Annotated in this window: 11 protein-coding genes; 2 read left to right on the top strand and 9 right to left on the bottom strand. The window is 66.3% G+C overall.

Annotated features, from left to right (window positions below):
• Position 1 precedes the first annotated feature (1 nt).
• From QW845_RS13145 to QW845_RS13135, 3 genes are read right to left on the bottom strand one after another with little or no spacing between them, the layout of a single operon-like run.
• On the bottom strand, positions 2-805 hold the full coding sequence (locus QW845_RS13145; RefSeq protein ID WP_315801996.1) for an ABC transporter permease: 804 nt from the start codon (positions 803-805) through the stop codon (positions 2-4).
• Complete coding sequence (locus QW845_RS13140; RefSeq protein ID WP_315801995.1) at positions 802-1656, bottom strand: ABC transporter permease; 855 nt, start codon at positions 1654-1656, stop codon at positions 802-804. Before QW845_RS13140 ends, QW845_RS13145 begins: the two co-directional genes overlap by 4 nt.
• Positions 1653-2708 carry an ABC transporter ATP-binding protein gene (locus tag QW845_RS13135; RefSeq protein ID WP_315801994.1) on the bottom strand — a complete coding sequence of 352 codons (1056 nt, stop codon included), beginning with the start codon at positions 2706-2708 and terminating at the stop codon, positions 1653-1655. The genes QW845_RS13140 and QW845_RS13135 overlap by 4 nt, the downstream gene beginning before the upstream one ends.
• A 179-nt stretch (positions 2709-2887) precedes the next feature.
• On the opposite strand from QW845_RS13135, the gene QW845_RS13130 reads away from it, so the two are divergent.
• Positions 2888-3709 carry an IclR family transcriptional regulator gene (locus QW845_RS13130; RefSeq protein WP_315801993.1) on the top strand — a complete coding sequence of 274 codons (822 nt, stop codon included), beginning with the start codon at positions 2888-2890 and terminating at the stop codon, positions 3707-3709.
• Between the two features lie 188 nt (positions 3710-3897).
• On the opposite strand, the gene QW845_RS13125 is transcribed toward QW845_RS13130, so the two are convergent.
• The 6 genes from QW845_RS13125 to QW845_RS13100 all read right to left on the bottom strand — a co-directional run bounded on the left by QW845_RS13125 (position 3898) and on the right by QW845_RS13100 (position 10609).
• On the bottom strand, positions 3898-4908 hold the full coding sequence (locus QW845_RS13125; RefSeq protein ID WP_315801992.1) for a CobW family GTP-binding protein: 1011 nt from the start codon (positions 4906-4908) through the stop codon (positions 3898-3900).
• A complete protein-coding gene (locus QW845_RS13120; protein ID WP_315801991.1) occupies positions 4905-6515 on the bottom strand; it encodes an amidohydrolase family protein in 1611 nt (536 codons plus the stop codon). The genes QW845_RS13125 and QW845_RS13120 overlap by 4 nt, the downstream gene beginning before the upstream one ends.
• A 230-nt stretch (positions 6516-6745) precedes the next feature.
• Positions 6746-7576: an ABC transporter permease gene (locus QW845_RS13115; RefSeq protein WP_315801990.1), complete on the bottom strand. Its 831-nt coding sequence runs from the start codon at positions 7574-7576 to the stop codon at positions 6746-6748.
• A gap of 82 nt (positions 7577-7658) precedes the next feature.
• Positions 7659-8690: a PotD/PotF family extracellular solute-binding protein gene (locus QW845_RS13110; protein WP_315801989.1), complete on the bottom strand. Its 1032-nt coding sequence runs from the start codon at positions 8688-8690 to the stop codon at positions 7659-7661.
• A gap of 30 nt (positions 8691-8720) precedes the next feature.
• Positions 8721-9785, bottom strand: a complete 1065-nt coding sequence (locus tag QW845_RS13105; RefSeq protein ID WP_315801988.1) for an ABC transporter ATP-binding protein — start codon at positions 9783-9785, stop codon at positions 8721-8723.
• The gene (locus QW845_RS13100) at positions 9785-10609 is read right to left on the bottom strand and encodes an ABC transporter permease (RefSeq protein ID WP_315801987.1); all 825 of its coding nucleotides are present in this window, start codon (positions 10607-10609) and stop codon (positions 9785-9787) included. The genes QW845_RS13105 and QW845_RS13100 overlap by 1 nt, the downstream gene beginning before the upstream one ends.
• 441 nt (positions 10610-11050) lie before the next feature.
• Here QW845_RS13100 and QW845_RS13095 point away from each other — a divergent pair, with 441 nt between their 5' ends.
• Complete coding sequence (locus tag QW845_RS13095) at positions 11051-11941, top strand: ABC transporter substrate-binding protein (protein WP_315801986.1); 891 nt, start codon at positions 11051-11053, stop codon at positions 11939-11941.
• The last annotated feature ends 114 nt before the right edge of the window (positions 11942-12055 follow it).

Genomic DNA, 12055 nt, shown 5'->3' with positions numbered 1-12055 from the left:
GTCAGCCTTGGCCTACAAGGACCTTGTCGAGGCCGAAGATGCGGTCGAGCAGCAGCATCGCCGCCGCCGTCACCGCGATCATCAGCGCCGACACCGCGGCCATCATCGGATCGATCGATTCGATCGCATACATGTACATGCGCACCGGCAGGGTGACCGTGGCGGGCGAGGTGATGAAGATCGACATCGTGAGCTCGTCGAAGGAGTTGATGAAGGCGAGCAGCCAGCCGCCGGTGATGCCGGGCAGGATCATCGGCACGGTAATCCTGCGGAACACGATCCAGCCGGTGGCGCCGAGCGTGACCGCCGCCTGCTCGGCGCTGCGGTCGAGCCCCGACAGCGCCGCCAGCACCAGCCGAAGGACGTAGGGCGTGACCACGACGATGTGGCCGGCCGTCAGCCAGACCAGGCTGCCGGTGGCGCCGAGCAGCGCGAACAGCCGGAGCAGCGCGACGCCGAGCACGAGATGCGGGATCATCAAGGGCGACAGGAACAGCGCGTTGAGCGCCGCGCGGCCGCGGAAGTCGTAGCGATCGAGCGCGAGGCCGGCGGCGACCGCGAGCACGACCGCGATCGTCGCGGCTGTCGCCGCCACCCACAGGCTGTTCAGGAAGGAGGCGACGAAATCCGGATGCGCGAACACGGCCGCGAACCAGCGCAGCGAGACCTGCGTCGTCGGCAAGGTCAAGGTGTTGGCCGGCGTGAACGCGACGAGGCCAATCACGATCAGCGGCGCCAGCACGAAGCCGACGACGAGCGCATGAAAGACCAGGGCGATCGGACCATTGTGGCGCATGCCGCTCATCCCAACGTCCGCCTGGCGCGCGCCTCGACGATTTGCTGATAGGCCAGCATGATGACGAGGTTGATGACCAGCACCAGGATCGCGATGGCCGCGCCGAGCGGCCAGTTCAGCTCGTGCATGTATTCGTCATAGACCAGCGTGGCCGCCATCTTCAGCCGGCGGCCGCCGAGCAGCGCGGGGATCGCGAAGGCCGACGCGGACAGGCCGAACACGACCAGGCTGCCGGACAGCAACCCCATCGTCACCTGCGGCAGCACCACCCGGCGCAGCGCCGTGAAGCGCGAGGCACCCAGCGTCCACGCCGCGGCCTCGACCATCGGATCGAGCTTCTGCAGCGAGGTCCAGACCGGGATGACCATGAACGGCAGCATCACATGCACCAGCGCGATGACGATCGCCGTCTCGGTATAGAGGATCCTGACGGTGCCGAGCCCGAGCGCGCGGAACGCCTCGTTCACCAGGCCGGTGGGGCCGAGCAGCATGCTCCAGCCGAAGGCGCGCACCACGACCGAGACCAGCAGCGGGCCGATGATCGCAAGCAGAAACACCGAGCGCCAGGGCTCGCGCATGCGCGCCAGGATGTAGGCCTCGGGCGCACCGATCAGCGCGCAGATCAAGGTCGTGAGTGCGGCGAGCCGCAGCGTGCGCCAGAAGATGGTGATGAAGTAGCTGTCGGAGAGGATGGCGAGGTAGTGCGCCAACGTGGTCTCGTCCTTGACGCCGGTCGCGGCGTCATAGACGTGGAACGACAGCGCCAGTGTGAGCGCCAGCGGCACGACCACCAATGCGGTGAACAGCAGCGCGCCCGGCGCCGTCAGCAGCCATGGTGTCACATGGGCGCGCGTGCTCATGCCGGTGGCGCTCCGTCCGGCTTCGCCGCGCGCGCACCGGCGCTGCTCCAGGCGAGGCCGACCTGATCGCCCTCGCGCGCCGGCTCCTCGCCCGCATTGGGCAGGGAGACGCCGATCACTCCGGCGAGCGTCTCCAGGGTGAAGAACCAGGCGCTGCCAAGGAAGAAGCGCGCCCGGATGCGGCCATCGAGCACGCCGGCGCCAGGCGCGGTGAGATTGATCTTCTCCGGCCGGATCGCCAGCACGGCGGCTGCGCCGTCCGCGAGGCCTGCGGCCTCGCACGGCAGCACGCGCCCGCCGATCTCGACGCCGCCGTTGCGCCAGATGCCGGACAGCCGGTTCATCTTGCCGACGAACGAGGAGATGAAGGGTGTCGCAGGACGTTCGTACAATCGATAGGGCGCGTCGACCTGCATGATGCGGCCCTGCTCCATCACCACGACGCGGTCGCTCATCGACAGCGCCTCGCCCTGGTCATGGGTCACCATGATCGTGGTGGTGCCGACGCGCTGCTGGATGCCGCGCAGCTCGAACTGCATCTCCTCGCGCAGCTTGGCGTCGAGGTTCGACAAGGGCTCGTCGAGCAGCAGCACCGGCGGATCGATGACGAGCGCGCGCGCCACCGCGACGCGCTGACGCTGGCCGCCGGAGAGCTGGCGCGGATAGCGGTCGGCGAGCGATGCGAGCTGCACCAGCGCCAGCACCTGGCTCACGCGCACGTCGCGCTCGGCCCTGGCGACCTTGCGCATCTCCAATCCGAAAGAGACGTTCTGCGCCACCGTCATGTGCGGAAACAGCGCGTAGCTCTGGAACACGATGCCGAGGCCGCGGCGGTCGGGCTTCTCATGGGTGATGTCGCGACCGTCGAGCGTGATGCGGCCCGAGGTCGGCTCGACCAGGCCGGCGATCATCTGGAGCGTCGTCGTCTTGCCGCAGCCGGAGGGGCCGAGCAGCGCGATGAACTCGCCCTTGGCGACGCTGAGGCTGACATCGCTGACCGCAGCGACATCGCCGTAGCGCCTGGTGAGACCATCCAGCGTCAGGAAACCCATGCGTCCTCGCGCGGGAAGCTCCCTTCGCCATCAGCAGGGATTGCCGCCCTGGGAATCTTTCATGCCGGTGGGCCATGCAGACGGTCAATCGTGAATTCCGATATCCTGAATTTATCTATCTAGAATTCTAATATATGAAATCTATACGACAGATTTTCCTCCAACATTCAGCTCTGCAGATGACGACAGCCGACAGCGATTCGTCCTCCAGCCTTCGCCGGGCCCTGAAGCTGCTGCGCATCCTCGCCGAGGGCGACCCCGACGGGTTGCGGCTGAAGGACGTCGCCGAGGCCGCGGGCTGCAGCCAGCCGACCGCGCATCGCATGCTGCAGGATCTCGCCGCCGAAGGTTTCGCCGAACAGGCGGCCGGCAAGCGCTATCGCCTGGCGCTCGACTTCTACGTGCTCGCCGCACGCGCGGGCCAGGCCAGCGGCCTACGCGAGGCGGCGCGGCCGGCGCTGCTGCGGCTGTCGGCAACCTTGAGCGACACGATCTTCCTGCTGGTGCGCAACGGCTTCGACGCGGTCTGCCTCGACCGCGTCGAAGGACCGTTTCCGATCCGCTCCTTCACCGGCGACATCGGCGGCAAGGTGCCGCTCGGGCTGGGCCAGGGCAGCCTCGCGATTCTCGCCAACCTGCCCGAGGACGAGCAGGAGGCGGTGATCCGCTTCAACATCCCGCGCCTGCTCGATCGCGGTTTCCTGGACGAGGCCTCGCTGCGCAGCGCGCTGGCACAGGCCCGCGCCCAAGGATGGGTCAACACCAGCACCGGTCTCATTCCCGGCATGGCCGGCGTCGGCGTGCCGGTGCTGGATACGCAGGGCCGCGCCGTGGCGGCGCTCAGTGTCGGCACGCTGGCGGAGCGGCTGAACGCCGACCGGCTGCCGCATGTCGTGAAGATCCTGCAAGGCGAGGCGAAGGCGCTGGCCGGCAAGCTCAACCCGTTCGATGTCGCCTTGCGCTATCCGTCGCGGAGTCTGAGTACGATTGCGGGGAACTGATCTTCCTCAATCACAACCACCGTCATTCCGGGGCAAGGCCGCAGGCCTTGAACCCGGAATCCCGATGCTGTCTTGCGTCGTTCGGTAATCTCGGGATTCCGGGTTCAATCGTCCACACGCGGCTGCGTGTGGACGATTGCCTCGGAATGACAGCCAAGTGTCTGGCGCCACGCCACTGATGCAGCTGCCTAAGTCACCCACTCCGCGCGGATGCCGCGCGGCGCGGCATTGCTCTCCGGCTCGCGCCAAGAGAAGCTGAACATGCCTATTGGCTCGACCTGTTCGAGCTCAACTCGGACGATGTCGCGCGCGATCACGACGATGAACGGCGCCGGCGGTTTCTCGGCCGTCAATTGCCGCGGCGGCGAGAACACCGTCCCGACGCTTTCCACCAGCAGCGGCCGCGGCGCCTCGTGAACCTTCACGAGGCCCTTGATGCGCAGCAGCCGCTCGCCGAGCCGGCCCGCGACATTGTCGAGCCAGCCGGCGAGGTCGGCATAGGCAATCTCAGCCGGCGGGCGGACGAGGCAGAGCGCGAGACGCGGATGCGCGGCGGACAGATCGGGCGCGACCTCGCGCAGCGGCAGCGATGTTGCCAGCGGCGCGAATGCGGCCGTCACGATGGCCACGCGATTTGCGCTGGCAATCGCCTCGGCCACGGGATTGAGCTGCGCGATCGCAACCTGCGCTCCGACAAGCGCATCAAGCGCGAGATCGGCCTTGGTCGCGACGATGCGATGCGCCGCCGCCCATTGCGCGGCAGCTTCCTCGAATGTCGCGACGCCGAGCCCGCGTGTGAGATCGTAGGTCGCGACGACGGCGACGCGCATACGGTGCTCGGCGAGCGTCGCGAGCTGGCGCAGCACCGGGCCGGGCATTGACAGGCCCGAGGTCTCCAGGATGATCCGCCGCAACGGCGGCAGCCCATCCGGCCGCGGCGCCATGATCAGGCGATCGATGGTGAAGGCGAGATCGCTGCCGACCTGACAGCACACGCAGCCGTTCGACAGCATCGCCATCGGCACGTCGTCGCCGCTCTCGCGCAGCAGCACGCCGTCGAGCCCGACCTCGCCGGCCTCGTTGACGATCACGGCCGTATCCGACGCCGTCTCCGCGGTGAGCACGTCGCGCAGCAGCGACGTCTTGCCGGAGCCGAGGAAGCCGGTCAGGACGAAGAAGTCGATGCTAGAGGCGCTCATGGCGCCGCGGCGTCCTTGGTGGCGTACTTCTCCGGCACGTCGCTTTCCCAGCTCGCCTTCACCAGATCGCGGACGTCGGCGAGCAACTCTTCGGTGTCGTAGATAATGCCGTCCTTGATCGTGAATTTGAGGCCGCGATGCCACTCGACCGCGTTGGTCGCATCGTTGAAGCGCATCGCACCGGTGCCGTAGAGCAGCTTGAAGTCGGTCAGCGGATTGTGGTCGTGCACCAGCATGTCGGCGCGCATGCCGATGTCGATGGTGCCGATCTCGTCCTTGAGGCCGCACAGCGCGGCGCCCTGCGAGGTCGCCGAGCGGATCACCTCCAGCGGATGGAAGCCGGCCTCCTGCAGCAGCTCGAGCTCGCGGACATAGCCGAAGCCGAAGATCTGGTAGATGAAGCCGGAATCCGAGCCGGTGCAGACGCGGCCGCCGCGGTTCTTGTACTCGTTGATGAACGCCATCCAGAGCCGGTAGTTCTCCTTCCACTCGATCTCGTTCTGGGTCGACCAGCGATACCAATAGGAGCCGTGGCCACCGCGCTGCGGGGTGAAGTAGTCCCACATCGACTTCCAGGTATACTCCTTGTGCCAATACGCCTGGCGCGCCCGCATCAGGTCGCGGTTGGCGTCGTAGATCGTGAACGTCGGCACGAAGGTGAAGCCGATCTCCAGGAACTGCTCCAGCACCTCGTTCCACTTGGCCGAGCCGGGCTCGGCGCCCTGCCGGAACATCTGTCCGGACACCGAGAAGCGGAAATATTCGTCGGTGTAGTTGTAGTCGAGCGGGAAGTTCTGGATGACGCGATCCTCGAACAGCGCCTCCGGCAGGCCGTAATAATGCTCGGCGCTGGTGAGGCCCCATTTGGCCGTGGTCAGCGCGTTCATGCGCGACACCGCCATCTGGGCGTGGTGGCAGCCGGTGCGAAGGCCGATCTTTTTGCACTCGTCGAGCGCGGCTTCCATGATCGCGGGCGGCGCGCCGAAGAACTTGATGCCGTCGGCGCCGCGCTCCTTGACGGCACGCAGCCAGCTCCGCCCCTGCTCCGGCGTATAGATCGTCTTGACCATGTCGTTGACGGCCGGAAAGTACGCATAGGCCAGCAGCCGCGGCGAGGCGATGCCGTTGTTCTCCGCGCGCTGCTTCTGGTCGAGCATCCAGGACAGGCCGTTCATCGAGCCCATCTCGCGCACCGTGGTGACGCCATGCGCCAGCCAGAGCTTGTAGACGTAGTCGACCGGCGGCACCCAGCCGTTGGCGGAATGATAGGCGACGCCGGCATGGGCGTGGCAGTCGACGAAGCCCGGCGTCACCCATTTGCCGCGGCAGTCGATCTCGTGATCGGCCGGCTCGCCGATACTGCCGGCATAGCCGTAGCCCACGACCTTCTTGATGCTGACGATCCGGCCGTTCTCGACGATGATGTCGACCGGCCCGATCGGCGGCGCGCCGGTGCCGTCGATCACGGTGGCGCTGCGCAGCGCCAGCCGCTTGAACGGCCCGATGCCGCGATCACGGCTCGTTGCCTTCGGCACGATCGGCGCGGCGCCCTTGTTCCTGATGAAGGCGAGCTCATCGCCGGGCAGTGTCGTGGCTTGGTCGGTCATAGCGACAATTCCTTTGATCCAATTAGTAAACCAAGCGCACAGTGCGCTCCCTCTCCCCGTTCTTACGGGGAGAGGGTTGGGGTGAGGGGCAGACGCACGGGTGGTGTTTGTGGTGAGACCTGTACCCCCTCACCCGGATGGCATCTGACGATGCCATCCGACCTCTCCCCGCAAGCGGGGCGAGGTTACACCGCGCGCGCGATGAAGTTCTCGCGCCACACATTCCACGCCTATCCCGTCCTGTACCGCCGCGCGAATGCCACGCTGCCGAACACCGTGAACGCCATGGTCACCGCCAGCAGCATGAAGGCGAGTGCGGCGCCCATCGGCCAGTTGTTGCCGCGCACGAACTGGTCATACACCGCAGGCGCCATCATCTTGAATCGCGGGCCGCCGAGAAGCACCGCCGTTGCATAGGTGTTCATGCACAAAACGAACACCAGAATCGAGCCGGCGGCGACGCCGGGGCCGGACAGCGGCAGGATGACCCGCCAGAACACCCGCGCGCCGGAGGCGCCGAGATTGGCGGCGGCATATTCGAGATCGCGCGGAATGCTCTCGATCACCGCCGACAGCGTCAGGATCATGTAGGGCAGCACCACCGCGATGATGCCGATGATCACCGCCTTGGTCGTGTACATGATCTCCAGCGGCGTCGAGATCAGGCCGAGCTTCAGCAGGCTGGTGTTGACGAGGCCGTCGCGTGCGAACAGCGCCATCCAGCCCGCCGAGCGCACGACGTTGCCGACCAGCAGCGGGAACAGGGTCGCGATCACGACCAGGCTCTTCCAGCGGCTCTCCATGCGGCCGAGCCAATAGGCCGCCGGGAAGGCGAGAATCAGCGTGAGCAGAGTGCACAGCAGTGCGATGCCGAGCGTCGCGAGGATGATCTGCTGATAATATGGATCGGTCGCGGCCTTGATGTAGTTGTCCGGCGACAGCGCCTGCATCATCAACTGGGTCGGGCTGAACTGGTTGAGCGATATCCGGAACATCAGGATCATCGGCCCGACCAGCAGCGCCAGGACCAGGAGACAGGCAGGGACGACCAGCAGCGCCATCGCGCGAGCTCCGATTGCGAAGGTGTCGGCTGTTCAGCCGCGGCCCCTGCGGCGAGGCCGCAGGGAGCGCATCATCCAAGGCCTACGCCTTGAACTCCTTGTTCCAGAAGTCGAGCGTGCGCTGCGAGCGCCCGGCGGCATAGGCGTAGTCCGGCTTCAGCAGCCGCGCGCGCTCGGCCTCGGTGAGGCTGACCTGCTTCGCGAGATCCTCCGGCAAAGGCGCGTCGGTGACGGTCGGGACGTAGCCCATCTTGTCCGCGAAGCCACCCTGCGCCTTGGCATCCAGCATCGCGTCGAGATAGGCGAAGCCGCCGGCCTTGTTCTTGGCGTTCTTCGGCACCGAGGCCTGGAACACGATGGCCGGCGTGCCCTCCTTCGGCACGACATGGGCGAGCGGAATGCCGGACTTCTTCCACATGAAGCCACGGGCGAGCCACATCGTGGTCAGCCATACCTCCTCCGACTTCAGCGCTGCCGCCAGCGCCTCGTTCGACGGATAGATCTTTACGTCGAGCGAGCGCCATTCCATCAGCTTCTTCTCGGCCGGATCGAGATTGCTGACTCCGCCGCCGCCGGCCAGCGCCGCCGCCAGCGTGTTGTTGGGATAGAGGATGTCGGCGAGACCGATCTTGCCGCGCCATTTCGGATCCCAGAGATCGGCGAAGGATTGCGGCGGCGTCTTCACCTGGTTGGTGTTGTAGAGGATCACCTGCGCCGAATAGATATGCGGAATCGCGATCTCGCTTCGAAGCTCCGGGAACACCTTGTCGAGCCGCTTCACCTGGGCGGCATCGACCTTCTCGAACACGTCGGACTGCGACACGATGTAGGCGTCGTTGTCGGACAGGCAGGCGACGTCCATCGAGCCGCGCCGGCTCTGCCGCTCGGCCAGCAGCTTGGTCTTGCGCGGATCGGCGTTGGCGACGTCCTGCACGATCTCGAAGCCCTTCGGCGTCATGATCGGCTTGTCGATGATGTCAGAGAGCAACTGGCCGTAGTCGCCGCCCCAGGTGCCGACCACGACCTGTCCGCCTTCGGCGCGGGCGGTCGGCATACCGGAGGCCAGCGCGGCCATGCCGGCGCTGGCGGAGAGAAAATGACGTCGCGAAATCATGGCAGAACCTCTCGCTGTGGATGGGATGCGTTACGAAGATGTCTGAGGCACGAGACGCGGGACCTTGCGGTCCCATTGCAGCGACACCGGATCATCGGGCCTGAGCGCCGCCAGCGGCTCGCCGGCGTCGGGCGTCGGGCTGATCGCGACCAGCGTCTCATCACCGAGTGCCACCACATATTCGGTCTGCGCGCCCATATAGGTGATCGCCTGCAGGCGGCCGCGCACCTCGCCGGACTCGCCGGGCGCGATGACAATCCGTTCCGGACGCAGCGCGAAGGCGTCGGCATTGTCGCGCTCGCCGCTGCTGACATCGACCGGCAGCAGCAGGCCGCCGCTGGTGCGGAACTGGCGCTCATTCGCACGCCGGCCCGCCACGATGTTGCAGCGGCCGACGAAGTCCGCCACGAACGCATCCTTCGGCGAGTCGTAGAGCTCCTGCGGCGTGCCGATCTGGCGCACGCGGCCGCCCTCCATCACCACGAGGCGGTCGGCCATGGTCAGCGCCTCCTCGCGGTCATGCGTCACCATCAGGGTCGTCAGGCCGAGCCGCTGCTGCAGCGCGCGGATCTCGAGCCGCACCTCGGCGCGCAGCTTGGCATCGAGATTCGACAGGGGCTCGTCGAGCAGGAAGATGCGCGGATTGATCACCAGCGCGCGCGCCAGCGCCACGCGCTGCTGCTGTCCGCCGGACAATTGCCGCGGCAGCCGGTCGGCGAGATGCGACAGCCGCACCAGCTTCAGCGCCTCCGCAATTTTCGTCTTGCGTTCGGCCGTACCGAGGCCGCGCATCTCCAGGCCGAAGCCGACATTGTCGGCCGCGCTCATGTGCGGAAACAGCGCATAGGACTGGAACACCATGCCGGTGGCGCGCTTGTAGGCCGGCAGATGCGTGACGTCCTCGCGGTCGAACAGCACGCGGCCACTGGTCGGCGGCAGGAAGCCGGCGACCATGCGCAAGGTCGTGGTCTTGCCGCAGCCGGACGGGCCGAGCAGCGCGACCAGTTCGCCCTCATTGACGGCAAGATCGAGCCCTTCCACGCCGATCGACGTGCCGAAGCGCTTGGTCAGCTTCTCCAATGTGAGCTGCGCCATCACACCACCCGCGACAGTTTGACGAAGCGGTCGGTGATCACCATCAGCAGCCCGACCAGCGCGATCTGCACGGTGGCGACGGCAGCGAGCGTCGGATCGATGCGGAATTCGAGATAGTTCAGCATGGCAACGGGAAGTGTGATCCGTCCGGGCCCGACCAGCAGCATCGACAGATCGAGATTCTCGAAACTCTGGATGAAGGAGAACATCGCAGCCGCCACGATGCCGGAGCGCATCATCGGCAGGGTGATGCGGCGGAACACCTTGAACGGGCTGGCGCCGAGATTGGCGGCGGCCTCCTCGGCGGCACGGTCGAGTCCCTGCAGGCTGGCCACGACGAGCCGCACGGTCCAGGGAATCGCGAGCAGGGTATGCGCGGCGACGAGGCCTTCGGTGGTCGCCTTGATGTCGCGGTCGAGCAGATCCTCCGCCAGCACGTAGAGCATGTAGAGGCCGGAGCCGGCGACCACGCCGGGCACGGCGAGCGGCGCCAGCAGGAACGAGCTCAGCGCCTGGCGGCCGCGGAACTCGCCGCGCACGATGGCGAGCGCCGCCGCAGTGCCCAAGGGCACGCCGATCGCGGTCGCGAGCAGCGCGACCTGGAAGCTCGTCACCAGGCCGCGCAGGAATTCGGGCTTGCTCAGCGCGTTGGCGTACCATTTGAGCGACAGCGCCGGCGGCGGAAAGCTCACGATCTCCTGCGCGAAGAAGCTCGTCATCACGATCATGATCACAGGCGCGAAGATGATGGCATAGGCGACGACGATCAGTGTCCGCACTGCGAATGGGCCGAGTGATGATTGTCCCGTAAAACGGAACAGCATTGCAGACACCTCAACAAACAGATCAGCAACTTATGCGGCGCATCGTAGTCGGCGGCCTCGCCGCCGCCAAGCCTGTGACACGGGTTATCGCAATGCACATACGCATGGGCGACACGATGCTGCGATCCTGACGCGTGACGCGGTGCCGCTTCCATCTTGGCGCTAGCGCCGTGCGCGCATGTCCCGTCGCCGGCGCGGGGGCCTTGCTGATTTCTGGATTTCCGATCGCGGGCACGGCCTGCGCGACGGTCCGTCGCAGCGGCGCGGTTTTGGGCAATGCGTGCTCAATTCTTGCACCGGCACGATCCAATATTTTGTGCGTCCACGGACAAGTCATCCGCGCGGGCGCGCACCTAAGCTTCGCCCCGAGCTTGGACCGGGGCGACGGCACCAATGCACCGCCGGACCAGCGCGACATCATCGTTCGAAGGAGCTGGCAACATGCAGACGAGGCTATTCACTGGGGCGCGGCGCGCGTGGCTTGCCGCGCTCGGCGCCATCATCGCGGCGGGACTTCTCGCGCCGATCGACGCTCAAGCGGCGACGCCCGCGGGCTGCGCGGCGCTGAAGGAGAAATATCCGGACTGGAAGGGCAAGACGCTGGTCAATGCCATCAACCCGCACACGCCGGGCTACGAGTCGATCGACCCGAAGGATCCGAGCAAATATGTCGGCTTCGACATCGATCTGGGCGAGGCCATCGGCGACTGCCTCGGCTTCAAGCTGACCTACAAGCCGGTGACCTTCGCAGCGCTTCTGACGACGCTGGCGAGCGGCCAGGCCGACATCGTGATCTCCGACATCTACGCCACCAAGGAGCGCGCCAAGGCCGCCGACTTCATCACCTACTCCAAGGTGTTCGACGGCGTGCTGGTCGCCAAGGGCAATCCGAAGGGCATCAACGGCATCAACATGTCGATGTGCGGCGCGGCCGCGGCCGAGAACACCGGCTACGTCGAGGTGCCGCTGATCCAGGATCTCGCGCCGAAATGCAAGGAAGCCGGCAAGCCCGAGCCGACGATCCAGCTCTATGACAACAACGCCAACTGCATCCAGGCCATCCTCGCCGGCCGCGCCGATACCTATGTCAACGACGTCAACACGGTCGACCAGGCAGTGAAGGCCTATCCGGACAAGCTGGAAAAGGCCATCGCGGTGACCATCCCTTATTCGGTCGGCATCGCCGTGCCCAAGGACAAGCCGAAGTTCCGCGATGCCGTGCTCGCCGCCCTGATCGAGGTGCAGAAGGAAGGCATCCACCAGGAACTCCTGAAGAAGTGGCAGCTCGATCCTGCCAACTTCAAGGAGCCGGACATCCTGACGGCGGACTAACAGGCCTAGCGGTTCGCTGCGACGAGCCCTAGCCAAGCAGACGGTGCGCTCCCTCTCCCCGTTCTTACGGGGAGAGGGTTGGGGTGAGGGGCAGCCGCACGGGAAGTGTCCGCC

Origin of the sequence: Bradyrhizobium sp. SZCCHNS3002, from assembly GCF_032377435.1 — a bacterium.
Lineage (GTDB): Bacteria > Pseudomonadota > Alphaproteobacteria > Rhizobiales > Xanthobacteraceae > Bradyrhizobium.
The sequence above is the reverse complement of the archived record's forward strand: the minus strand, read 5'-3'. Positions and strand labels throughout refer to the sequence as shown.

What these genes read in the sequence shown, in the direction of transcription:
- QW845_RS13115 (WP_315801990.1), bottom strand. Translation starts at nt 7,576, where the DNA reads ATGGCGCTGCTGGTCGTCCCTGCCTGTCTCCTGGTCCTGGCGCTGCTG.
- QW845_RS13095 (WP_315801986.1), top strand. Translation starts at nt 11,051, where the DNA reads ATGCAGACGAGGCTATTCACTGGGGCGCGGCGCGCGTGGCTTGCCGCG.
- QW845_RS13105 (WP_315801988.1), bottom strand. Translation starts at nt 9,785, where the DNA reads ATGGCGCAGCTCACATTGGAGAAGCTGACCAAGCGCTTCGGCACGTCG.
- QW845_RS13145 (WP_315801996.1), bottom strand. Translation starts at nt 805, where the DNA reads ATGAGCGGCATGCGCCACAATGGTCCGATCGCCCTGGTCTTTCATGCG.
- QW845_RS13125 (WP_315801992.1), bottom strand. Translation starts at nt 4,908, where the DNA reads ATGAGCGCCTCTAGCATCGACTTCTTCGTCCTGACCGGCTTCCTCGGC.
- QW845_RS13140 (WP_315801995.1), bottom strand. Translation starts at nt 1,656, where the DNA reads ATGAGCACGCGCGCCCATGTGACACCATGGCTGCTGACGGCGCCGGGC.
- QW845_RS13100 (WP_315801987.1), bottom strand. Translation starts at nt 10,609, where the DNA reads ATGCTGTTCCGTTTTACGGGACAATCATCACTCGGCCCATTCGCAGTG.
- QW845_RS13110 (WP_315801989.1), bottom strand. Translation starts at nt 8,690, where the DNA reads ATGATTTCGCGACGTCATTTTCTCTCCGCCAGCGCCGGCATGGCCGCG.
- QW845_RS13135 (WP_315801994.1), bottom strand. Translation starts at nt 2,708, where the DNA reads ATGGGTTTCCTGACGCTGGATGGTCTCACCAGGCGCTACGGCGATGTC.
- QW845_RS13130 (WP_315801993.1), top strand. Translation starts at nt 2,888, where the DNA reads ATGACGACAGCCGACAGCGATTCGTCCTCCAGCCTTCGCCGGGCCCTG.
- QW845_RS13120 (WP_315801991.1), bottom strand. Translation starts at nt 6,515, where the DNA reads ATGACCGACCAAGCCACGACACTGCCCGGCGATGAGCTCGCCTTCATC.